The sequence below is a fragment of the Streptomyces sp. NPDC058653 genome, assembly GCF_042716895.1.
In the GTDB taxonomy this organism is placed as follows: domain Bacteria; phylum Actinomycetota; class Actinomycetes; order Streptomycetales; family Streptomycetaceae; genus Streptomyces.
Map to the genome: position 1 here is coordinate 1 of NZ_JBHXRM010000076.1, position 21,443 is coordinate 21,443.

Annotated in this window: 20 protein-coding genes and 1 pseudogene; 13 read left to right on the forward strand and 8 right to left on the reverse strand. The window is 71.4% G+C overall.

Annotated features, from left to right (window positions below; genetic code table 11):
- Positions 1-104: 104 nt before the first annotated feature.
- The 4 genes from ACFWU9_RS35420 to ACFWU9_RS35435 are packed head-to-tail and all read right to left on the reverse strand — an operon-like array spanning position 105 to position 3,640.
- Positions 105-1,133 carry an SRPBCC family protein gene (locus ACFWU9_RS35420; protein ID WP_384325202.1) on the reverse strand — a complete coding sequence of 343 codons (1,029 nt, stop codon included), beginning with the start codon at positions 1,131-1,133 and terminating at the stop codon, positions 105-107.
- A complete protein-coding gene (locus ACFWU9_RS35425) occupies positions 1,130-1,447 on the reverse strand; it encodes an ArsR/SmtB family transcription factor (protein ID WP_384325203.1) in 318 nt (105 codons plus the stop codon). The genes ACFWU9_RS35420 and ACFWU9_RS35425 overlap by 4 nt, the downstream gene beginning before the upstream one ends.
- A 37-nt stretch (positions 1,448-1,484) precedes the next feature.
- Entirely contained in the window at positions 1,485-2,330 is an 846-nt protein-coding gene (locus tag ACFWU9_RS35430) for an alpha/beta fold hydrolase (RefSeq protein WP_384325204.1), read from the reverse strand.
- A gap of 32 nt (positions 2,331-2,362) precedes the next feature.
- Positions 2,363-3,640 (reverse strand): YeeE/YedE family protein, encoded by a 1,278-nt coding sequence (locus ACFWU9_RS35435; protein ID WP_384325205.1) that lies wholly within the window; start codon positions 3,638-3,640, stop codon positions 2,363-2,365.
- 266 nt (positions 3,641-3,906) lie between these two features.
- On the opposite strand from ACFWU9_RS35435, the pseudogene ACFWU9_RS35440 reads away from it, so the two are divergent.
- A pseudogene (locus tag ACFWU9_RS35440) lies at positions 3,907-4,038 on the forward strand (DUF4267 domain-containing protein); the annotation flags it as partial.
- A gap of 70 nt (positions 4,039-4,108) precedes the next feature.
- Here ACFWU9_RS35440 and ACFWU9_RS35445 read toward each other — a convergent pair.
- A complete protein-coding gene (locus ACFWU9_RS35445) occupies positions 4,109-5,080 on the reverse strand; it encodes an aminoglycoside phosphotransferase family protein (RefSeq protein ID WP_384325206.1) in 972 nt (323 codons plus the stop codon).
- 217 nt (positions 5,081-5,297) lie between these two features.
- Between ACFWU9_RS35445 and ACFWU9_RS35450 the strand changes: the two genes are divergently transcribed.
- Complete coding sequence (locus ACFWU9_RS35450) at positions 5,298-5,822, forward strand: hypothetical protein (protein ID WP_384325207.1); 525 nt, start codon at positions 5,298-5,300, stop codon at positions 5,820-5,822.
- A 57-nt stretch (positions 5,823-5,879) separates the two neighbouring features.
- Here ACFWU9_RS35450 and ACFWU9_RS35455 read toward each other — a convergent pair whose 3' ends face one another.
- Both ACFWU9_RS35455 and ACFWU9_RS35460 read right to left on the reverse strand, forming a co-directional pair.
- Positions 5,880-6,119: a DUF397 domain-containing protein gene (locus ACFWU9_RS35455; RefSeq protein WP_384325208.1), complete on the reverse strand. Its 240-nt coding sequence runs from the start codon at positions 6,117-6,119 to the stop codon at positions 5,880-5,882.
- Positions 6,116-6,961, reverse strand: coding sequence for a Scr1 family TA system antitoxin-like transcriptional regulator (locus ACFWU9_RS35460; RefSeq protein ID WP_384325221.1), 846 nt, complete (start codon positions 6,959-6,961; stop codon positions 6,116-6,118). The genes ACFWU9_RS35455 and ACFWU9_RS35460 overlap by 4 nt, the downstream gene beginning before the upstream one ends.
- Positions 6,962-7,128: 167 nt before the next feature.
- On the opposite strand from ACFWU9_RS35460, the gene ACFWU9_RS35465 reads away from it, so the two are divergent.
- Together ACFWU9_RS35465 and ACFWU9_RS35470 are read left to right on the forward strand one after the other, a co-directional pair.
- Complete coding sequence (locus tag ACFWU9_RS35465) at positions 7,129-7,578, forward strand: ATP-binding protein (protein ID WP_384325209.1); 450 nt, start codon at positions 7,129-7,131, stop codon at positions 7,576-7,578.
- 44 nt (positions 7,579-7,622) lie between these two features.
- Positions 7,623-8,570, forward strand: coding sequence for an NAD-dependent epimerase/dehydratase family protein (locus ACFWU9_RS35470; protein ID WP_384325210.1), 948 nt, complete (start codon positions 7,623-7,625; stop codon positions 8,568-8,570).
- Here the strand turns inward: ACFWU9_RS35470 and ACFWU9_RS35475 are convergent.
- Positions 8,558-9,139 (reverse strand): TetR/AcrR family transcriptional regulator, encoded by a 582-nt coding sequence (locus tag ACFWU9_RS35475; RefSeq protein ID WP_384325211.1) that lies wholly within the window; start codon positions 9,137-9,139, stop codon positions 8,558-8,560. The genes ACFWU9_RS35470 and ACFWU9_RS35475 overlap by 13 nt on opposite strands.
- Positions 9,140-9,407: 268 nt before the next feature.
- Between ACFWU9_RS35475 and ACFWU9_RS35480 the strand changes: the two genes are divergently transcribed.
- The 9 genes from ACFWU9_RS35480 to ACFWU9_RS35520 all read left to right on the forward strand — a co-directional run bounded on the left by ACFWU9_RS35480 (position 9,408) and on the right by ACFWU9_RS35520 (position 21,147).
- Complete coding sequence (locus ACFWU9_RS35480) at positions 9,408-10,355, forward strand: SDR family NAD(P)-dependent oxidoreductase (protein WP_384325212.1); 948 nt, start codon at positions 9,408-9,410, stop codon at positions 10,353-10,355.
- A 202-nt stretch (positions 10,356-10,557) separates the two neighbouring features.
- Positions 10,558-12,981: an ATP-binding cassette domain-containing protein gene (locus ACFWU9_RS35485; RefSeq protein ID WP_384325213.1), complete on the forward strand. Its 2,424-nt coding sequence runs from the start codon at positions 10,558-10,560 to the stop codon at positions 12,979-12,981.
- Positions 12,982-13,201: 220 nt separating this feature from the next.
- On the forward strand, positions 13,202-13,606 hold the full coding sequence (locus tag ACFWU9_RS35490; RefSeq protein ID WP_384325214.1) for a cell division protein SepF: 405 nt from the start codon (positions 13,202-13,204) through the stop codon (positions 13,604-13,606).
- A 25-nt stretch (positions 13,607-13,631) separates the two neighbouring features.
- Positions 13,632-14,057 (forward strand): nucleotide pyrophosphohydrolase, encoded by a 426-nt coding sequence (locus tag ACFWU9_RS35495; protein WP_384325215.1) that lies wholly within the window; start codon positions 13,632-13,634, stop codon positions 14,055-14,057.
- Between the two features lie 268 nt (positions 14,058-14,325).
- Positions 14,326-14,808, forward strand: a complete 483-nt coding sequence (locus ACFWU9_RS35500) for a DUF6099 family protein (protein ID WP_384325216.1) — start codon at positions 14,326-14,328, stop codon at positions 14,806-14,808.
- A 72-nt stretch (positions 14,809-14,880) separates the two neighbouring features.
- Positions 14,881-15,831 (forward strand): LLM class F420-dependent oxidoreductase, encoded by a 951-nt coding sequence (locus ACFWU9_RS35505; protein ID WP_384325217.1) that lies wholly within the window; start codon positions 14,881-14,883, stop codon positions 15,829-15,831.
- A 36-nt stretch (positions 15,832-15,867) separates the two neighbouring features.
- Positions 15,868-16,815, forward strand: a complete 948-nt coding sequence (gene mmuM, locus ACFWU9_RS35510; RefSeq protein WP_384325218.1) for a homocysteine S-methyltransferase — start codon at positions 15,868-15,870, stop codon at positions 16,813-16,815.
- Between the two features lie 130 nt (positions 16,816-16,945).
- The gene (locus ACFWU9_RS35515) at positions 16,946-18,547 is read left to right on the forward strand and encodes a 3' terminal RNA ribose 2'-O-methyltransferase Hen1 (protein WP_384325219.1); all 1,602 of its coding nucleotides are present in this window, start codon (positions 16,946-16,948) and stop codon (positions 18,545-18,547) included.
- Positions 18,544-21,147 carry a polynucleotide kinase-phosphatase gene (locus ACFWU9_RS35520; RefSeq protein WP_384325220.1) on the forward strand — a complete coding sequence of 868 codons (2,604 nt, stop codon included), beginning with the start codon at positions 18,544-18,546 and terminating at the stop codon, positions 21,145-21,147. The genes ACFWU9_RS35515 and ACFWU9_RS35520 overlap by 4 nt, the downstream gene beginning before the upstream one ends.
- The last annotated feature ends 296 nt before the right edge of the window (positions 21,148-21,443 follow it).

Here is a 21,443-nt window from a genome sequence, read left to right on the forward strand (position 1 = left end):
CCCCGCGGCCCGGCCGGCGACCGGCGTGTGAGGCCCTGAGCCCGGGACCGCGGCCCGGTCCGGAACAGATCCCGCCCCACCCGCACGCCCCGGACGCGGACCGGCTACGCGTGCGCCCCGCCCTCCGGTGCCTCCACCAGCCCCGCCGCCAGCTCCTCCAGGCGTACCCGCCAGGCCGCCAGCGCCGCGTCGGTGTCGAAGTCGGGCGGGCCGGTCTGGGTGAGCACCAGCCGGGGCCCGTGCCCCGTCCCCGGGCCCAGCTCCCAGCGGACCTCGCCCTCCGGGTGCCAGGCGTACGCGAGGAGTTCCGGCGCGCGTACGTCCGTGACCGGCCCCGCCGGGACCTTGTCCGCGGTGAAGCCCGGTGGCACCGGTGAACCCGTCGACGGCTCGACGCCGCCCGTCAGCCGGGACCAGACGGTCCCGGCGGGCCGTACGAGCTGACGCTCGAACCGGACCCGTCGTCCGCCGCCCCCGGTCTCCTCGGCCAGGCCCCGGGTCAGCTCGTCGAAGCGCGCCAGATACGCCTCGTGCAGCGCCCCGCGCGTGTCCTGCTCGACATCGACGGGGCCGCCTTCCATCACCTGCCCCAGAGCCATCAGGCAGATCTGCCAGCCGGACGCGAAGCTCGCCGCCCCGAACCGGTCGCCGAAGGTGTGGACGAGAAGGAGCCGCGAGCCGTCCCCGTCCGGTGTGATCTCCCAGCTCAGATGGTCCTCGCCCCAGGTGAAGGCGAAGAGGCGCGGCTCGTCGGCGTCGGTGACCCTTCCGGTCATGCCGGGGCCGGTGTCGCCGGGGAAGTGGAAGCCGATCTCGCCCCCGGGGCGCAGGTCGAGGCTCACCTCCGAGGGGAACCACCGCGCCAGGTGCGCGGGACGCGTGATCGCCTCCCAGACCCGCCCCGGGGGATGGGCGAGCCGCCGCTCCATACGCAGCGCGGTCCGCCCGCCGCCCACGTCGGAGAGGGAGGAAGCGAGGCCCTGAACGTCGGGCGAGGCGGGCGAGGCGGGCGCGGCCGACGAGGCGGGCGAGGCGGTTGAGGCAGGCCCGGCGGTGCCGTCGGTGCCCTCCTCGGAACCGTACGGTCGTCCCTGGCCCTCCGGACCCCCGGGACGATCGGTGTGCGGAGTCATGAGGAGTCGTCCTCCATCGCGTCGAGATGCCGTTCGAGCGCGTCGAGACTGCCGGTCCACAGATGCCGGTAGTGCGCGAGCCAGGCGTCGAGTTCGGCCAGCGGCTCCGGGGTCAGTTCGTACCACCGGCGCTGGGCGTCCTGCCGGACCCGTACCAGCCCCGCGTCCCTCAGCACCCGCAGATGCTTGGACGTTCCGGGCTGGCTCAGACCGAGCCGGTCGGTCAGCTCACCGACCAGATGCGGGCGCTCCAGGAGCAGATCGAGGATCTTGCGCCTGCTCGGCTCCGCGAGCACGTCGAACGGTATGGGCATACCCCGACCATACCCATCGAGTTATATAACCGCAAGGTTATGTAAGGGGTGTCTCCAGCCCCAGCAGCCAGTCCATCGCCGCCGGACACGCGTCCAGGACCGACACATGCCCGTCCTCGGGCCGTACCCAGAGCTCCGCGCGGGGGAGCCCGGCCAGCAGCCATCCGGCGTGCGACGACGGTACGACCCGGTCGAGGCTGCCCTGCACGAGCAGTACGGGCGCGGCCACCTCCGCCAGGTCGAAGCCCCACGCGGTGGCGAAGGCCACGTCGTCGTCGATCTGCCCGTCCGCCCCCGCCTGCCCCGCCTTCACGGCGTCGGCGCCCAGCGACTTCCACGGGCCCTCCAGCGCGGCGTAGTCGGCCGCGATGAAGTTGGCGGGGTTGAACTCGTCGGTCTCCGCGTACAGTTCGCGCGCCTCGCGCCCGTCGGCCGCAGCCCGCAGGCCCCCGGGCGACATCATCCCCTCGTACCAGTCGAAGCCTTCCGTGTACGGCGCCATCCCCGCGAGGCAGACGGCTCCCGTCACCCGGTCCGGCAGCAGCGCGGCGCACGCCAGCGCGTGCGGCCCGCCACCGGACGCCCCCATCACCGCGAACGGACCGACGCCCAGCGCGTCGGCGATCCGGGCCACGTCGTCCGCGGCGGCGGCCACGTTCCGGCCCGGCTGCGGGCTCGAACCGCCGTAGCTGGGGCGCCCGTACGACACCAGCCGGATGCCGCGCGCCGCGGCGGCGGTGAGCAGGGGCTCCAGCGGGGCGCCGGTCTGCGGCGAGCCGTGGTGCCAGACGACGGTCGGCCCCCGCCCGTCGACACCCTCACCACTGTCGTACGTCCGCAGCGTGCGCCCGTCGTTCAGCTTCACGTTCTGTTCGATGACCACCGCTCCAGCCTACGGCGATCGGTCCGCCGGGCTCAGCAGATCCCGTCCCCGGGCTTGGGGTTGCCCAGCGCGAACAGCGGACGCAGCCGGATCCCCGCCCAGGTGCCGAGCAGCGCGGTGGCGCCCCAGATCCAGCCGTGCAGACTGCCCGACGCGATGCCCGCGAGGTACGCGCCGATGTTGCAGCCGCCAGCCAGCCGGGCGCCGATGCCCATCAGTACGCCGCCGAGCACCGCGGCCACGGCGGTGCGGGCGGGTATGCCCCGGTGCAGTGCCCAGGTCCCGCCGAGCGAGGCGGCGACCGCCGCGCCGATCATGATGCCGATGTCGGTGAGGCTGTTCTTGTCCTTCAGCACCGGCCCGGCGAACATCTCGGCGTTGCCGGGCTGCCGCCAGAACGACCAGTCGGCGGGGTTGCCCCCGAACGCGTCGACGACCCGCGATCCCCACAGGCCGAACGCACTTGTGACACCCCAGGGACCGCCGGAGACCAGGAGCACGCCGGCGCCCAGCACGGCGAGCGCCAGCGCGCCCGCGACCAGCGGCCACGAGCCGCGCAGCACCCGGGCCGCGCCGGCGGCGCTGGGCGGGGTGCCGATGGGCGGCGGATTACGGCGCGCCTGCACGCGGCGGCTCACCAGCACGATGAGGCCCAGTACGGCGAGGGTCACCGCCCAGGAACCGAACCAGCCGACATGGTCGGACAGGAGGACCGGGTCGAGCGCCGGCAGGTCCTTCCACAGGTCGAACTGCCAGGCGGCGAGGGTCGATCCGGCGATGAAGCCGCCGAGCGTCAGCACGATGGACGACTGCCCCGACCCCACGGCGAACAGCGTGCCCGACGCGCACGCGCCACCGAGCTGCATCCCGACGGCGAAGACGAACGCCCCGACGAGCAACCCGACACCGAGCGGGCCGGCCGACGGCGCGGGAACGGAGCCGAACAGCCCCGTACCGCTGCCGATGATCAGCGCGAAGAGCGTGGCGGTGGTGCCGAGCAGCAGGGCATGGGCGCGCAGCCCCTGCCCGTTGCCGACGGCGACCAACTGCCGCCAGGCGGAGGTGAATCCGAAGCGCGAGTGGAAGAGCGCGACACCCAGCCCGAGCCCGAGGAGGAGGAGCGAGCCGGGCTTGGCACCGTGCGTCGACCACACGTACCCGGTCAGCGCGACGGCCAGCAGCACGGATATGACGAGCGGCACGCGGCGTACGGGAGGCGCGGGCTCGGCCTCCGGGGCGGGGGAGGAGGTCGGGGAGGGGACGAGCAGCGCGGCGGGGAGCGCGCGGCGCGGGGGAGCGGTGGTGGTCACGACTGTTTCTCCGATGGTTCCGAAGTCGGTGGCCGGCGGCAGGAGCCTCTGGCGGAGGGCTCGACTCAGGGACAACAGAGGTTGTCGTCGACGCACCACACCGAGTTCGCGAAGCACGCGAGACAGAGGAGACGGGCGGGTGCGGACATGGCGGGGAGACTAGCGCGGGCATTTGATTCCGTACACACGTATCTCAGGGAGCGGACGGCGGGTCCATGGTCACTCCGCCGGGGAGCGAGTGATCCGGGCGACCGGGAGGTCGAGAACCGCTGGGGTGGTTCATGCCGGCCGCAGCCTTCGTACCCGTCGGTGACGCCCTGATCGTGCCGCGCAGCAACGGACCGAAGGCGACGGCGTACGGCGTCCACGCCGGCACGGCCGCGGTGGTGCCGGCGATCGGCGTGCTCCTGCTCGTCGCCCAGGGCCCCTCCGGCGGATCTTCGCGGACCGGCCCGGGTCCTCGGGCGGTCAACGCCCGGACCGGCCGGGGCGGCGCAGCGACAGCCACCGCAGGGACGCGAGGCCCAGCGCCGTCATCGCGCGCTCCAGCCTCGGATCCGTACCGGGATCCGCCGAGTCCATCGAGCACACCGCCGCCAGCAGAAACCCCGCCTGCGCCGAGATCAGCACATCCACCGCCACCGGATCGACACCGCTCAGCAGCGGATGGCGCGCGGCGTACGGCTCCGGGTCGATCCCGCTCATCGCCACGCTGCCCAGCAGCATCACCAGATCCGCGTACGCGGGCCCTGTCCACGCGTGCGGCCAGTCCACGACCACCACGCGCTCCTCCGTAAGAAGAACGTTGAACGGATAGAGATCCCCGTGCGTCAACGTCTCCCCCACAAGCACCTCCGGCAGCAGCGCCTCAAGAGCGAGATGACGGTCCAGCTCACGCGCGGCCCCCGGGGCGACCACGTCCAGCTTCGCCAGCGACCGGCCGCTGCCCGCCAGCCGCGCCCAACCGCCCAACCGGGCAGACACGTCGGGGGAGTTGAGGCCCGGCGCGGGCGTCAGCCTCTCCGCGAGATCCGTCAGCGCGTCGAGCACCCGCTCCAACTCCTCCTCCCGCCACGGCTGTACGGGCAACGCCCCCTCCACGTCCTCGAAGACCAGGGCCACCCACCCCTGATCGTCGTACGCCCCCAGCAACTCCGGTACGGGCGCCCCGTACGGCAGCACCTCGTTCACCGCGACCTCCCGCCGGTGGAACGCCGCCACGCCGGGCGCCGCCACAGTGTCGACGGCCTTGGCGAACGCCCTGCGCCCGTCCGCCAATTCCAGCCGCGCGGCAAGCCCGTCGGAGAACCCGCCCGGCTGGCTCCTGGCCGCCACCACCCGTCCCCCGAGCACGCCCTCGATCCCCGCCCGCACGGGGGAGGGGAGAGCGTGCCATGGCCGGCGCCGACTGCCGGTGAACGCGTTGTCGTCGGTCGTCATGTGTCTCCTGAGGTCGAATTCGAGTAGAGGCGGGAATTCCGTTTACCCGCCCGAAATAAAACCGGGGAAGCTGTGCAACCCTCGGCCAAGATCCCGTGTCTGCCTATGTGTTCGGAAGTAATTCCAGCAGACAGCATCGGGCCCAATAGCCGAGCGGTAACCGCCACTGGCGGGCCCGTCGGTTTACTGCGCCCTTTTGCTCGGAAAAGGAGTTCGTATGCGCTATACCAAGCGTGCGGTCGTGGCCACGGCCTGCGCATTCGCCCTGATCCCGGCGGGCGTGGCGGTCGCGGGCGACGGCCCGGCACCTGCCCCGTCGAAGTCCGCCAAGGCGAAGTCGACCGCACCCAGCGAGGCGGGAAACCCGGCGAGCGCGAAAGCGCGCGTGGCGGGAGTCTGCGCGGATGCGTACCAGGTCGGAAAGACGGCGTACATCGACAGGGCCGGTGCGCACATCGCGTCGGTCAAGCAGTTCTACTCGAAGACGTGCAACGAGAATTACGGATATCTCTGGGTCTGGGATTCATTCCGTAACGTCAACAAGGACTACGACGTGAGCGTCGCCGTCTACAGCTACAGCCAGGAGGACTTCTTCGGCGGGAAGGCGTGGACCGACCACAACGGTCAGGAGTTCTGGTCGGGCGGCGCGGACACGGTGAAGGACTGCACGGCGGCGGTCGGCTCCCTGCGCAGGGCGGGCGACCCGCTCGCGGGCCAGGCGGCCAGCCAGAAGATGTGCTGAACGCGCCTCTGACGCGGGTGGGGTGGCCCGAGTACGCCCGGGCCGCCCCGTCCGCGTTCAGCGCGCGGCGATGTGGGCGGTGAAGGCGGCCCAAGCGGTGGGGTTGAGGGTGAGCCGGCCGATACGGGGGTCTTTGGAGTCCCGCACGAGCACGACGTCTTCGCCTGCGGCGACCTCGACGCAGTTGTCGCCGTCGCCGCTGCTGTAGCTGCTCTTCGACCAGGTGACTTCGATGCAGTTGTCGCCCTCGGTACCGCTGTAGCTGCTCTTGAACCAAGTCGGTTGAGTGGTGTTCACAGTGCTCCTCGCAGTCGCTCCAGCAGACTCACCGTAGCCTCATGACTGTGAGCTTGCGAGCGCAGCTTCCCAAAGCGCTGGAGCAGAATGCTGACTTCGTTCGGGGCGGAGATCACGTTGCTCGACAGCTGCCCCTCAGAGTAGCCGAGCCACTGATTGTCGGGTGTCTCCGCCAGGTACATGAGACCCTCGGCTCCGGCGTGCTCCTCCTGGCGCGTGGGCATGATCTGGATCTCCACATTGCGTCGAGTGCCCTGCTCCAACAGGTGATCGATGACTGTCCTTGTGACTTCCGCTCCACCGGCGCACCGCTCCAGGACAGCCTGCTCGATGATGAAGCAGAAGGCCGTGTTCTCCCGCTCCGACAACAGCCGTTGACGTTCCATGCGGGCCGTGACCTGGAGCTCGATCTGCGCCTCGGTGAGCGGCGGCAGCCTTCGCTCAGAAAGCGCCCTCGCGTACGCCTCCGGCTGCAACAGCCCCGGAATCGCCCGGCACTCGTACGCGTACAGAGAGATCGCCGTCTCCTCGATCAGCGCCCACTTCCGGAACCACGACGCCAGCCCCGACCCCTTCGTCAGCGTCTTGACCGCCGCCTCGATGATCCGTCGCGCCGCCAGCCCCAGCACCGGCTCCGACCGCGTCGGCAGGTCCCTCGGTGGGAAACGCTTCCCCTGCTCGATCTTGGCGATGTAGTGCACCGAGTACTGCACGCGAGGTGCGAACTGCTCCTGGGTCAGACCGGCTTCCTCTCGCAGTACCTTCAGCACCGCCCCAAAGGTCTTGAGACTGTCCGACGTCTCGGGTTCACTGCTCATGCCACTGCTGCCGACCGCCGTCATACCGTTCGCCTCTCCCTCGGCCCTGCTCGGCTCGATGCGTACCCCGTACAACTGGTTCAGCATCACTGGTAGTTACTCACCCAGTCCAGAGGGTCAACCAGTACAGCGAGTGGGTGTACTGGCGTAGTCCCTGGTGAAGCGGTCAATCCGGCCCGGACGCTGGGGATATGCCATCCCCCCGGGCCCAAGCGGCCGTCACCGTACGTGTGTTCACCCAGCGGTTCTCCGCCACCCGGCGCGGCGCGCGGCTCGCGCGGATGCTCGCCACCCAGCAGCTCGACGCGTGGGGCATTCCGTACGGCTCCGGGCCGTCCGACGCCGCCGCCCTCGTGGTCGCCGAGCTGGCCGCCAACGCCGCGCTCCACGGGCGGGTGCCGGGGCGGGACTTCGCGTTGCGGCTGGCGTACAACTCGGTCAAGGGGCTCGTACGGATCGAGGTGACCGACACCCATGGCGCGATGCCCGCGAGGGCGCCGCGCGGGGTTGCCGCCGAGGGTGAGCACGGGCGAGGGCTGGTGCTCGTGGACGCGATCGCGGTGCGGTGGGGTGTCAGTGGGCGGTCGGGGCCGGGCAAGACGGTGTGGGCGTACGTACTGGCTTCGCACGAGGACGCCTGAGCCACTACCGTGGAAATGAGATCGAGGCGGCTCAAGGAGGAGCCATGAAAGTTCTCCTCGCGGGAGCCTCCGGCACCCTCGGCCACTTTCTCGTACCGCAGCTCATGGCGGCGGGGCACGAGGTCACCGGTGTGACCCGCTTCGCGCTGGCCGCCGAGCGGCTCAGGAAGACCGGCGCGCGTGCCGTCCTGGCCGATGTGCTCGACCGGAGTGCTCTGCTCAGCGCCGTGGAGGGGCTGGAGGCCGACGCCGTTGTCCATGAACTCACCGCGCTGACCAAGGCGCCGTTGGGGTACGACGATCTGGAGCCGACCAACCGGCTGCGCGAGGAGGGGACTCGTAACCTGCTGGACGCGGCACGGCAGGTGGGGGCCGGCCGTTTTCTGACGCAGTCGATGTTCCTCGGGTACGGCTTCCGGGACCTGGGGCCCGAACCGCTCACGGAGGACGCGCCCTTCGGAGTGCCCACTGGTGCGAAGACGGACCCGGTGCTCGCCGCGCTGAAGTCGACCGAGGACCAGGTGCTGGGCGCGGGGCCGGACATCGCGGGGACGGCCCTGCGGTACGGCCTCTTCTACGGAGGTGACATCGAGGTCATCGCCGGGATGATGAGCAGGCGCCGGCTTCCGGTGCCGCTCGGGAGCGCGGGGAAGCTTCCGCTGGTCCACCACAAGGACGCGGCGTCCGCGACCGTCGCCGCGCTGGAGCGGGGGGCCGGCGGGCGGGTCTACAACATCGTGGACGACACCCCCGCCACATGGCGCGAGTTGATGGAGGAGATCTCGCGCACGACTCGCACGCCCAGGCCGCTCGTGCTGCCCGCCGGACTGATCCGGCTGGCCGCGCCGTACGCGGCCCAGGTGATGACCCGCATCAACATGCGGGTCTCCAACGAGCGGGCGCGGACGGAGCTGGACTGGACACCGCACTTTCCCGGTTACCGGCAGGGCCTGGCCGCCAACATGGCGACCGCCGGCGGTCACGGCATATAGCGCAGACCGTCCAGCAGCAGATCGAGCAGGCGGCCCGCCTGCTCACGCATGTTCGGCCCGCCGGCGGCGAGGGCCACGCCGCTGATGCTGATCAGGACGTCGTCGGCGTCGACATCCTTACGGAAGGCGCCGTCCGCGGCTCCGGCGTCGAGCAGCAGCTTGATCGCGGAGCCGAGGAGTTCACGGCTCTGTGCGTAGGGGTTTCCGCCTGAGGCGATCACCGCGCGGAGCGCGTCCGCCATGCCGGACTTGGCGATCATGAAGTCGATGTAGCGGTGCATCCAGGCCCGTGTCGCCTCGACCGGGGCCAGCTCGGCGAGGAGCGCGGGCGCGGCGTCGCAGACGGCCGTCAGCTCGTTGCGGTAGACCGCCTCGACCAGGGCTTCGCGGGTGGGGAAGTGGCGGTAGAGCGTACCGATGCCGACCCCGGCGTCCTTGGCGATCGCGTCGAGGGTCGTACTTCCTCCGCCGTCGCTCTCGGAGAGCAGCCGCATCGCCGAGGCGAGGACGAGTTCGCGGTTGCGCCGGGCATCCGCGCGGAGCGGCCGGTCGCCGTCAGTCGTCGCCACGCCGTGCTCCGTCCCTGGTCGTCCTGTTCACCCTGTCCGCCGTCGCCCGTCACGGGCGGCCGGTGGTCCGACGCGGGCCGGTTCCCCGTCCGCGTAATCCCGGCCCCGAACGTAGCTCACCCTCGGTCCCGCTTGCTAAACGGAGAATCCTCCGATTACTTTGGGGGCTGAGCGGAGGTTCCTCCGTTTAAGTGTACGGCGGGGAACACCCCCGCCCTCGACCTCCCCGGGCCCCGCCTCCTACGGAGCCGTTCACCAGAGGACCGCCATGAGCCTTCTCGACCGCAGCCTTCCCGGCCGGATCACCACTCCGTTCACCCGCGACACCACCGCCGCCGAGGTCATCGACGGCATCGACCTGACCGGCAGGCGCGCCGTCGTCACCGGCGGCGCCTCCGGCATCGGGGTCGAGACCGCCCGCGCACTGGCATCGGCGGGGGCCGAGGTCACCCTCGCCGTACGCGACATCGAGGCCGGGCGGCGTACGGCCGCCGACATCACCGCCACCACGGGCAACCCGCGCGTGTCGGTCGCGCCGATCGAACTGGCCGACCGCTCGTCCGTCGCCGCGTTCACCAAGGCCTGGCAGGGGCCGCTGCACATCCTCGTCAACAACGCGGGTGTCATGGCGGAGCCCCTGAACCGCACCCCCGAGGGCTGGGAGCACCAGTTCGCCACCAACCACCTCGGTCACTTCGGACTCGCGCTCGGCCTGTACGACGCGCTGGCCGAGGCGGGCGACGCCCGGGTCGTCTCGGTGAGTTCGAGCGCGCATCTGCGCTCGCCCGTCGTCTTCGACGACATCCACTTCGCGGAGCGCGAGTACGAGCCGTGGTCCGCGTACGGGCAGTCCAAGACCGCCAACGTCCTGTTCGCCGTCGAGGCCACCAAGCGCTGGGCCGCCGACGGGATCACCGCCAACGCGCTGATGCCGGGCGGTATCCGCACCAACCTGCAGCGTCACCAGAACGCGAACCCCGACTTCCAGAAGCTGATCGAGGGCGCCCACTGGAAGACCCCCGAGCAGGGAGCCGCCACCTCGGTACTCGTCGCCGCCTCACCGCTGCTGGAGGGCATCGGCGGCCGGTACTTCGAGGACGTCACCGAGGCCGGGCCGCACGTGCCGCCGGCCGGTGAGGGCGTCGCCGCGTACGCGCTGGACCCGGAGGCCGCGGCCCGGCTGTGGGCCGTCTCCGAGGAGATGCTCGCCCACTGAGGCAGACCGCCCGCGCCCCCGCCGCACCGGCCCGCACCGGTCCGAATCCATCGACACTCGTCCGTACCGATCAGGATCGGAGAAGCGCCCGCCGCCCCCGCCGCATTAGCGTGAGGGCCATGGACATCGGCGCCGGCCGGTACGGGCCGGGCGACGCGGACGGCGAGCGCGCGGGCGACCCCGCCTCGGGGACGGAGAGACGATGAGCAAGACCACGAAGACGGGCACGGGCACCCGGGCGCGGACCCCCGCGACGCCCGTGGGTGACCACGGGGTGATCCGCGTGCACGGCGCACGCGTGAACAACCTCAAGGACGTCAGCGTCGAGATCCCCAAGCGCCGGCTGACGGTCTTCACCGGTGTCTCCGGCTCGGGCAAGAGCTCCCTCGTCTTCGGTACGGTCTCCGCCGAGTCGCAGCGCCTGATCAACGAGACGTACAGCACCTTCGTACAGGGCTTCATGCCGACGCAGGCCCGGCCCGAGGTCGACGTACTCGAAGGACTCACCACCGCCATCGTCGTCGACCAGCAGCGGATGGGCTCCGACCCGCGCTCCACCGTCGGCACCGCCACCGACGCCAACGCGATGCTGCGCATCCTCTTCAGCCGGCTCGGCACGCCCCACATCGGCCCGCCCGGCGCGTACGCCTTCAACGTCGCCTCCGTACGGGCGAGCGGCGCGATCACCGTCGAACGCGGCAACCGCAAGACCGTGAAGGCGACCTTCAACCGCACCGGCGGCATGTGCAACCGCTGCGAGGGGCGGGGCTCGGTCTCCGACATCGACCTCACCCAGCTCTACGACGACTCGAAGTCGCTCTCCGACGGCGCGTTCACCATCCCCGGCTGGAAGTCGGACAGCTTCTTCACCGTGCGCGTCTACGCGGAATCGGGACTTCTCGATCCGCACAAGCCGATCCGGGAGTTCACCAAGAAGGAGATGCAGGCCTTCCTGTACCAGGAGCCGACCAAGGTCAAGGTCGAAGGGGTGAACCTCACCTTCGAAGGGCTCATCCCCAAGATCCAGAAGTCGTTCCTCTCCAAGGACCGGGAGGCGATGCAGCCGCACATCCGGGACTTCGTGGACCGGGCCGTCACCTTCACCACCTGCCCCGAGTGCGACGGCACCCGGCTCAGCGAAGAGGCCAGATCCTCCAAGGTCGCGGGCATCAGCATCGCCGACGCCTGCGCGATGCAGATCAGCGACCTCGCCGAGTGGGTGCGCGCCCTGGACGAACCGTCGGTCGCGCCGCTGCTGGAGGCCCTCGGCGGCACGCTCGACTCGTTCGTCGAGATCGGACTCGGCTACCTCGGGCTCGACCGCGCCTCGGGCACGCTGTCGGGCGGCGAGGCACAGCGCGTCAAGATGATCCGCCACCTCGGCTCCTCGCTCACCGACGTCACCTACGTCTTCGACGAGCCGACGATCGGCCTGCACCCCCACGACATCAGCCGCATGAACGACCTGCTGCTGCGGCTGCGCGACAAGGGCAACACCGTGCTCGTCGTGGAGCACAAGCCGGAGACCATCGCGATCGCCGACCATGTCGTCGACCTCGGCCCCGGGGCCGGTTCGGAGGGCGGCACCGTCTGCTTCGAAGGCACGGTGGAGGGCCTGCGGACCGCCGGGACCGTCACCGGGCGGCACTTCGACGACCGGGCCGTCCTCAAGGAGACGGTGCGCAAGCCCACCGGCGCGCTGGAGATCCGCGGCGCCACCACGCACAACCTGCGCTCCGTCGACGTCGACATCCCGCTCGGTGTCCTGACCGTCGTCACCGGCGTCGCGGGCTCCGGCAAGAGCTCGCTCGTACACGGATCGCTCGTCGGCCGCGGACCCGGCTCGGCGGGCATCGACGTGGACGTCGTGTCGGTCGGCCAGGGCGCGATCCGCGGCTCCCGGCGGAGCAACCCCGCCACGTACACCGGACTGCTCGACCCCATCCGCAAGGCGTTCGCCAAGGCCAACGGGGTCAAGCCTGCACTCTTCAGCGCCAACTCCGAGGGCGCCTGCCCCACCTGCAACGGCGCCGGCGTCATCTACACCGACCTCGGGATGATGGCGGGCGTCGCCACCGTCTGCGAGGAGTGCGAGGGCAAGCGCTTCCAGGCGGCCGTACTGGACCACCACCTCGGGGGCCGCGACATCAGCGAGGTCCTCGCCATGTCGGTGGCCGAGGCAGGGGAGTTCTTCGGCGCCGGCGAAGCGCACACCCCCGCCGCGCACCGGATCCTCGGTCGGCTCGACGACGTCGGCCTCGGCTACCTCACCATCGGCCAGCCCCTCACCACCCTCTCCGGCGGTGAGCGCCAGCGGCTCAAGCTGGCCACGCACATGGCCGACAAGGGCGGTGTCTACGTACTCGACGAGCCGACCGCCGGTCTGCACCTCGCCGATGTCGAGCAACTCCTCGGCCTGCTCGACCGGCTCGTCGAGTCCGGGAAGTCGGTCATCGTGGTCGAACACCACCAGGCGGTGATGGCGCACGCCGACTGGATCATCGACCTCGGCCCCGGCGCCGGCCACGACGGCGGCCGGATCGTCTTCGAGGGCACACCCGCCGACCTCGTGGCGGAGCGCTCGACGCTCACGGGGGAGCACCTCGCGGCGTACGTGGGGGCCTGACCTGTCTGATCTGCCTGACCTGCCTGATCCGGGGTTGACCGTCTCCTGACCGGCTGCTGACCGGCTGCTGACCGTCTCCTTGTACGGGCGTGAGAGCTGTTCGCGGCGTTTCGGCCCCCTGCGACTTGGGCCCGGACCGGCCCGTGTCGCTGTTGGGCCGAACGGGTGAGGGGCGGGAGTATGGCCGCATGCAGACACAGCGCGCGGGCGGGGTGATCCGGTGAGCAGATACGGCGGGTACGACAGGTACGACGCCACCGACGAGCAGTGGGAGGGCCTGGCTCAGGTCGTCCCACTGCGGGGCCGCAACGAATGGCCCTCGCGCGTCGACCACCGCGCCGTCCCGGAGGACTACGCCGCCGAGCAGCGGCGGTTCGTGGTCCTGCGGGTGCGGGTCTTCGCCGACGCGCGCGAGGTCGCGGAGCTTCTGATCGCGGAGATCCCGGTGCTCCTGGACCTGACGGGCGCGGAGACCGACGTGGCCAAACGCATCCTGGACTTCAGCAGCGGCGTCGTCTTCGGGCTCGGCAGCGGAATGCACCGGGTCGAGCGCAACGTCTTCCTGCTCGCGCCCGTCGGGACCGAGGTCGAGGGCATCGCGGCGGCGGCCGTCCAGCAGCCGTGACGGGAACCCTGATACATCTGGGTGCGTGACGGAACTGGATGTACAGGGGTTGCAGCGCAGACTGGTGGAGTTCGCGGCGGCGCGGGAGTGGGAGCCGTTCCACACACCGAAGAACCTGGCCGCGGCACTGAGCGTCGAGGCCTCCGAACTGCTGGAGATCTTCCAGTGGTTGACCCCCGAGCAGTCGGCGCGGGTGATGGAGGACCCCGGGGCGGCGCACCGTGTGCGCGACGAGGTCGCGGATGTGCTGGCGTATCTGCTCCAGTTCTGCGACGTGTTGGGGATCGACGCCCTGAGCGCGCTCTCCGAGAAGATCGACCGGAACGAACTGCGCTTCCCGCGGAGCGGGGCGCCACGGCCTGAGCCGAGCCCCGGCGCGGGCCCCGGCCCTAGCCCCGGGCCGGGTGCTGGTAGCGGCTCTGGGTCTGGTTCCGGCACCGGCTCTGGCTGAAGCTACGGCTCCGATTCCGGCCCCGGCGCCGGCCCTGGGGCGGCTGCGAGTCGTCTGCTGAGCCTTCCTCCGCCGGGTCCACCTCCGAGTGATTCGTCACTCTGCGGAGTGGCCGAGTTATCCACAACCGGCTTCCTGTCCACAGATTTCCGAATTCCTCTGGTCTTTCTGTTGGTGATACCTCACTCTGGGTAATGAGTAAGTGGGCAGGGTGTTCGACAGACGGGGACAGACGGACAGTTCGGACAGACGGAGACGGGGATGGCGAATGGACGCGGAGAGGCTCATCGCAGCCGGCCGGGTTGCCTTGGCCCGGAGCGGAGCGGCGTTGGACGTGGTGGCGGAAGCCTGGCAGGCACAGGCGCTCGCTCAGGCGATAGGGGATCAACTGGCCCTGCACGGACCGAAGGAGCTGAGGACGGAGGCGAGAGACCTCGCTGAGACAGGCACGCGGGGCGGTGCGTCACCCGACCACCCCTCGCTGAGAGCCGGGGGTATACGGGCGGCGCGGCTGACGACGGTGACGGACGCGCGAAGGGCGTTGACCGGTCTGGGTCTGCTCCTCGGCGAGACGGGGATCGCGCTGGTCTCGGTGGCCTGCGGGACGGACGAGGAGGGGTTGTACTGGCAGTGCATCGAGGCGATCGACGCGGCCGACGAATCCAACGACCGAGTGCACGGCATGCTGCGAAAGCTCGCCGCGCACGAGGCCCGTGAACGGGGGAGGGAGACGGAGAAGGAGATGGGGTGAGCCCGGAGGGGATTGCGTGGGCCCCGGCGAGGAGGCGCGGCCGACGGGGGCTCGAAGGTGCAGGATGGATGCATGGATCTTCGAATCTTCACCGAGCCCCAGCAAGGGGCGAGCTACGAAACGCTGCTGACCGTCGCCAAAGCGACGGAAGATCTTGGCTTCGACGCCTTTTTCCGCTCCGACCACTATCTGCGGATGGGCTCCGCCGACGGTCTTCCCGGCCCCACCGACGCCTGGATCACCCTGGCCGGTCTCGCGCGCGAGACCAAGCGGATCCGGCTCGGCACCCTCATGACGGCAGGCACCTTCCGCCTGCCGGGCGTACTCGCCATCCAGGTCGCCCAGGTCGACCAGATGTCGGGCGGCCGTGTCGAACTGGGCCTGGGCGCGGGCTGGTTCGAGGAGGAGCACAAGGCGTACGGCATTCCGTTCCCCGCGGAGAAGTTCGCCCGCCTGGAGGAGCAGCTCGCCGTCGTCACGGGCCTGTGGTCCACACCGCCCGGTGAGAAGTTCTCGTACGACGGATCGTTCTACCAACTGGTCGACTCACCCGCCCTGCCCAAGCCCGCCCAGTCCAAGGTCCCGATGCTGATCGGCGGCCACGGCGCGACACGCACCCCGCGCCTCGCCGCGCAGTACGCGGACGAGTTCAACATCCCGTTCGCCTCGATCGACGACAGCGAGAGGCAGTTCGGCCGCGTGCGGGAGGCGGCGGTCAAGGCCGGACGGAAGGCCGACGACCTGGTGTATTCGACCGCGCTGGTCGCCTGCGTGGGCAGGACCGACGCGGAGGTGGCCCGCAGGGCCGCGTCCATCGGACGGGAGGTGGAAGAACTGAAGGCGAACGGACTCGCGGGCTCGCCCGCGGAGGTCGTCGACAAGATCGGCCGGTACGGAGCCATCGGCGCGTCCCGTATCTACTGCCAGATGCTGGATCTGGCGGACCTCGACCATCTGGAACTGCTCTCCTCCGAGGTCCAGTCCCAGCTGGGCAGCAGCCTGATCGAGCAGTCCTCGCGCTAGTGGGCCGGCCCGCCGATCGAGGACAGGAGGTTGTCCGTGAAACCCGCCCGCACACTCGCCGGTGCGCTCGCCGAGGGCAGCCTTGTCCTCGACGGCGGGCTCTCCGACCAACTCCGGGCACAGGGGACCGACTTGTCCGACGAGCTCTGGTCGGCGCGGCTCCTGGACGACGGACCGGAGCAGATCGAGGCGGCCCACGCCGCGTACGTACGGGCCGGCGCCCAGGTGCTGATCACCGCCAGCTACCAGGCGACGTACGAGGGCTTCGCCCGCCGGGGCGTCGGACGGGACCGGGCGTCGCGGCTGCTGGCCGACAGCGTGGCCCTGGCGCGGCGGGCGGGCGCCGAGGTGGCGCGGGGGATCTGGGTGGCGGCCTCGGTCGGCCCTTACGGGGCGATGCTCGCGGACGGCGGTGAGTACCGGGGACGGTACGGGCTGTCGGTACGGGAGTTGGAACGGTTCCACCGGCCGAGGATCGAGACGCTGGCCGCGGCCGGCCCGGACGTCCTCGCACTGGAAACGGTGCCGGACACCGACGAGGCGGAGGCGCTGCTCAGGGCGGCGAGGGGGTGCGGAGTGCCGGTCTGGCTCTCGTACACGGTCGCGGGCGACCGCACCCGCGCGGGCCAGCCGCTGGACGAGGCCTTCGCGCTGGCGGCGGGGGAGGACGGCGTGATCGCGGTGGGCGTCAACTGCTGCGACCCGTCGGACGCGGACACCTCGATCGCGCTGGCGGCCTCGACGACGGGCAAGCCGGTCGTGGTCTACCCGAACAACGGCGGGAGGTGGGACGAGGAGTCGAAGGGGTGGGCGGGGGAGGGGAGGGGGGAGGGGGCCCTCCCCCCGGCCTCGCCCTTCACCACCGACCGCCTCCGCGCCTGGCAGACGTCCGGCGCCCGCCTCCTCGGCGGCTGTTGCAGCGTGGGCCCGTCCGGCATCGCCGAGGTGGCCGCCCTGCTGGCCGCGGAGAAGGACGGCCACTGACCACCCGGCGCGCCCCTCCGCCGCGCCCCCTCCCTCTCGCGCCGGCCCCCCGGTGATCCGGTCGGGGGCCCGGTGTCAGGGTGGGAAATCCGCTACCGCCCGTGGTCCGTCGGCGCACATACTCGGTCGGGTGTTCCTGACGATCAGTACCACCGGCACCCCTGAACGCCCCGCCACCGACCTCGGGTTTCTGCTGCACAAGCATCCCGACAAGGCGCAGACGTATCCCACCTCCCACGGCACCGCGCACGTCCTCTATCCCGAGGCGTCCGTCGAGCGCTGCACGGCGGCGCTCCTGCTGGAGGTCGATCCGGTGGCCCTCGTCCGGCGGGGCAAGGGCAAGGGGCGGGGCGGCGCGCCCGACGCGGCGCTCGCGCAGTACGTCAACGACCGCCCGTACGCGGCGTCCTCGCTGCTCGCCGTCGCGCTGAGCACCGTCTTCAAGAGCGCCCTGCGCGGCGTGTGCAAAGCGCTGCCCGAGCGCGCCGCGGAGCCTCTGCCCCTGCGTATCGACGTGCCCGCCCTGCCCGCGCGCGGCGGCGCCGAACTCGTCCGCGGTCTCTTCGGACCGCTGGGCTGGACGACCGTCGACGTGCGGCCGGTGGCGCTGGACGAGACGTTTCCGGCGTGGGGCGACTCGCGCTACGTACAGCTCGTGCTCGAAGGGGAGCTCCGACTCGCCGACGCGCTGCGGCAGTTGTACGTGCTCCTCCCCGTGCTCGACGACGCCAAGCACTACTGGGTCGCACCCGACGAGGTCGAGAAACTGCTGCGGGCCGGCGACGGCTGGCTGGCCGACCACCCGGAGCGGCAGCTCATCACCAGCCGCTATCTGTCCCGCCGTTGGGGTCTGACCCGGGAGGCCAACGAACGCCTCGAACTGGTCCGTCTCGCCGAGGCCGACGACATCGGCGTCGACGCGATCGACAACGCCGTCGAGGACCCCGGGCCGGAGTCCGACGCCCCGGCCGCCCCGGCGGAGACCGAGAGGCCCGTCTCGCTCGCCGAGCAGCGCCGCGAGGCGATCCTCACCGCCCTGCGCGAGGCCGGGGCCGGCACCGTGCTCGACCTCGGCTGCGGCCAGGGGCAGCTCGTACAGGCGCTGTTGAAGGACGCGCGCTTCACCAAGGTGATGGGTGTCGACGTGTCGGTGCGCGCGCTCACCGTCGCCGCCCGTCGGCTCAAGGTGGAGCGGATGAGCGAGCGCCAGGCCGGGCGCGTCGCGCTGACGCAGAGCTCGCTCACGTACACGGACAAAAGACTCAAGGGGTACGACGCGGCCGTGCTCAGCGAGGTGATCGAGCACCTGGACCTGCCGAGGCTGCCCGCGCTGGAGTACGCGGTGTTCGGTACGGCCCGGCCCGGGACCGTGGTCGTGACGACGCCGAACGTCGAATACAACGTCCGCTGGGAGACGCTGCCCGCCGGGCATGTACGCCACCGGGACCACCGTTTCGAGTGGACGCGGGCGGAGTTCCACGCCTGGGCCGACGAGGTGGCGCTGCGCCACGGATACGCAGTCCGCTACGTACCGGTGGGACCGGACGATCCCGAGGTCGGCCCGCCCACGCAGATGGCCGTGTTCACCGCCACCAAGAGCGGCAGGAGCACGAGCACCAGAACGAGTGACACGAGCACGAGCACCACGACGAGCGTCTGGGACACGAGCACCACGACGAGCGTCAAGGACGCGACCGGCACGACGACCGCGAAGGAGGAGAAGGCCGCATGAGCAGCAACGACAGCGAAGAGAGCAGCGCCGAGGCCCCGCCGACCAGGGAGCCCGGCCGGATCCTCCCCGTCACCGACCTCTCCCTCGTCGTCCTGATCGGCGCCACCGGCTCAGGCAAGTCGACCTTCGCGCGCGCCCACTTCAAGCCCACCGAGGTCATCTCCTCCGACTTCTGCCGGGGCCTCGTCGCGGACGACGAGAACGACCAGACCGCCAGCGGCGACGCCTTCGACGTACTGCACTACATCGCCGGCAAGCGCCTCGCCGCCGGCCGGCGCACGGTGGTCGACGCCACCAATGTGCAGATGGAGAGCCGCCGGCAGCTCGTGCGGCTCGCGAGGGAGTTCGACGTGCTGCCCATCGCGATAGTCCTCGATCTCCCCGAGGCGGTCTGCGCCGAACGCAACGCCGCCCGCCCCGACCGGGCCGGCATACCCCGCCATGTCATCAAGCGCCACCAGCGGGAACTGCGCCGTTCGCTCCGGGGGCTCGAACGCGAGGGCTTCCGCAAGGTCCACGTCCTGCGCGGTGTCGAGGAGGTCGCGAACGCCGAGGTCCGTACCGAGCGCCGTTACAACGACCTCACCCACCTCACCGGCCCCTTCGACATCATTGGCGACATCCACGGCTGCCGCTCCGAGCTGGACACACTGCTGTCCCGGCTCGGATACGCGGACGGCGACGGCGCACACCCCGAAGGCCGTACGGCGGTGTTCGTCGGCGACCTCGTCGACCGCGGCCCCGACAGCCCCGGTGTTCTGCGCCGTGTGATGCGCATGGTCGGCGCGGGCAACGCGCTGTGCGTGCCGGGAAACCACGAGAACAAGCTCAGCCGCTGGCTCAAGGGCAGAAAGGTCCAGCTGACCCATGGACTCGCCGAGACCGTCGAGCAGTTGGAGAAGGAGGACGACGCCTTCCGCGCGGAGGTGATGGCGTTCATCGACGGGCTCGTCAGCCACTACGTCCTGGACGGCGGGAAGCTGGTCGTCTGCCACGCCGGGCTCCCGGAGAAGTACCACGGCCGCACCTCGGGCCGGGTGCGTTCGCACGCCCTGTACGGCGACACGACGGGCGAGACGGACGAGTTCGGCCTGCCCGTCCGCTACCCGTGGGCCGAGGACTACCGGGGCCGGGCGGCCGTCGTGTACGGGCACACCCCCGTACCGAGCACCTCCTGGATCAACAACACCATCTGCCTCGACACCGGCGCGGTCTTCGGCGGCAGGATGACAGCGCTGCGCTGGCCCGAGCGCGAGCTCGTCGACGTACCGGCGGAACGGGTCTGGTACGAGCCGGCCAAGCCGCTGCACTCGTCGGCCCCCGGCGGCCGCGAGGGCCGTCCGCTCGACCTCGCCGACGTGCACGGCCGGCGTGTCGTGGAGACCCGTCACATGGGCGGGCTCGCGGTACGCGAGGAGAACGCGGCGGCGGCTCTTGAGGTCATGAGCCGCTTCGCTGTCGACCCCCGGCTGCTCGCCTATCTGCCGCCGACCATGGCCCCCACCGCGACCTCACGCGAGGAGGGCTTTCTGGAGCACCCGGCCGAGGCGTTCGCGCAGTACCGCGACGACGGTGTCGCGCAGGTCGTGTGCGAGGAGAAGCACATGGGCTCGCGCGCGGTGGCGCTGGTCTGCCGCGACGCGGCGGTGGCGCGTGAGCGCTTCGGCATCGGCGACGCGGACGACCCCGGCGCACCGACCGGCGCGCTGCACACGCGCACCGGGCGGCCCTTCTTCGACGACCCGGCGGTCACCGGGGAGATCCTGGGCCGCCTCCGTACGGCTGTCGGCGCCGCCGGGCTCTGGGAAGAGCTCGAAACGGACTGGCTGCTGCTCGACGCCGAGCTGATGCCCTGGTCGCTGAAGGCGACCGGTCTGCTGCGCACGCAGTACGCGGCGGTCGGCGCGGCGGCGGGCGCCGCCTTCCCGGCGGTGACGGGCGCGCTCGAAGCGGCCGTCGGCCGGGGTGTCGACGTGGGCGCGCTGCTGGCCGGCCAGCGGGAGCGGGCCGCCGACGCGGCGGCGTTCACGGAGGCGTACCGCCGCTACTGCTGGGAGACGGACGGTCTGACGGGCGTACGCTTCGCGCCGTTCCAGATCCTCGCGGCGCGGGGCCGCAGCCTGGCGGCCGTGCCGCACGGCCGGCAGCTCGCCTGGCTCGACCGGCTGACCGAGCACGACCCGACCGGCCTTCTCCAGGTCACCCGCCGTCTCGTCGTGGAGACGGGCGACGAGGCGTCGGTGCGGGCCGGGACCGACTGGTGGCTGGAGATGACCGGGCGCGGCGGCGAAGGCATGGTCGTCAAGCCGCTCCAGGCCCTCGTACGGGACGCGAAGGGGCGGCTGGTGCAGCCGGGCGTCAAGGTGCGCGGGCGTGAGTACCTGCGGATCATCTACGGCCCCGAGTACACCAGGCCGGAGAATCTGGAGCGGCTGCGCGGGCGGTTCCTGGGGCACAAGAGGTCCCTGGCGCTGCGGGAGTACGCGCTCGGGCTCGAAGCGCTGGACCGGCTGGCGGACGACGAGCCGCTGTGGCGCGTCCACGAGGCGGTCTTCGCGGTGCTCGCCCTGGAGTCGGAACCGGTCGACCCCCGGCTGTAGGACCGGGGGTCCTGCCCCACGGGAATTCCGCCGACCAGGCCCCCGGGGCGCCGGCCCGGCGCCCCGCACCGGCGACGAGCCACCGGCCACCTGCCACCGGTGACTGGCCACCCGCGCCGGCCGCCGGCCGCCAGCCATCGGCGATCGGTCACCGGTGGCTGGGCAGCCGTGCCTGCCATCGGCCGCCGGCCATCGGCCACCGATCACCGGCGGCCGGCCGCCCGCGCCAGCCAGCTGACACCTGCCACCGGCGGCCGGCCGGCCGCGCTGGCCGTCGGCCGCCAGCTGCCAGCGGC

Bases quoted from the DNA above. Each gene is read 5' to 3' on its own strand.
- ACFWU9_RS35480 (WP_384325212.1), top strand. From the start codon at position 9,408: ATGAGCCTTCTCGACCGCAGCCTTCCCGGCCGGATCACCACTCCGTTC.
- ACFWU9_RS35445 (WP_384325206.1), bottom strand. From the start codon at position 5,080: ATGACGACCGACGACAACGCGTTCACCGGCAGTCGGCGCCGGCCATGG.
- ACFWU9_RS35465 (WP_384325209.1), top strand. From the start codon at position 7,129: ATGCCATCCCCCCGGGCCCAAGCGGCCGTCACCGTACGTGTGTTCACC.
- ACFWU9_RS35500 (WP_384325216.1), top strand. From the start codon at position 14,326: ATGGACGCGGAGAGGCTCATCGCAGCCGGCCGGGTTGCCTTGGCCCGG.
- ACFWU9_RS35485 (WP_384325213.1), top strand. From the start codon at position 10,558: ATGAGCAAGACCACGAAGACGGGCACGGGCACCCGGGCGCGGACCCCC.
- ACFWU9_RS35425 (WP_384325203.1), bottom strand. From the start codon at position 1,447: ATGCCCATACCGTTCGACGTGCTCGCGGAGCCGAGCAGGCGCAAGATC.
- ACFWU9_RS35450 (WP_384325207.1), top strand. From the start codon at position 5,298: ATGCGCTATACCAAGCGTGCGGTCGTGGCCACGGCCTGCGCATTCGCC.
- ACFWU9_RS35470 (WP_384325210.1), top strand. From the start codon at position 7,623: ATGAAAGTTCTCCTCGCGGGAGCCTCCGGCACCCTCGGCCACTTTCTC.
- ACFWU9_RS35460 (WP_384325221.1), bottom strand. From the start codon at position 6,961: ATGACGGCGGTCGGCAGCAGTGGCATGAGCAGTGAACCCGAGACGTCG.
- ACFWU9_RS35520 (WP_384325220.1), top strand. From the start codon at position 18,544: ATGAGCAGCAACGACAGCGAAGAGAGCAGCGCCGAGGCCCCGCCGACC.
- ACFWU9_RS35420 (WP_384325202.1), bottom strand. From the start codon at position 1,133: ATGACTCCGCACACCGATCGTCCCGGGGGTCCGGAGGGCCAGGGACGA.
- ACFWU9_RS35505 (WP_384325217.1), top strand. From the start codon at position 14,881: ATGGATCTTCGAATCTTCACCGAGCCCCAGCAAGGGGCGAGCTACGAA.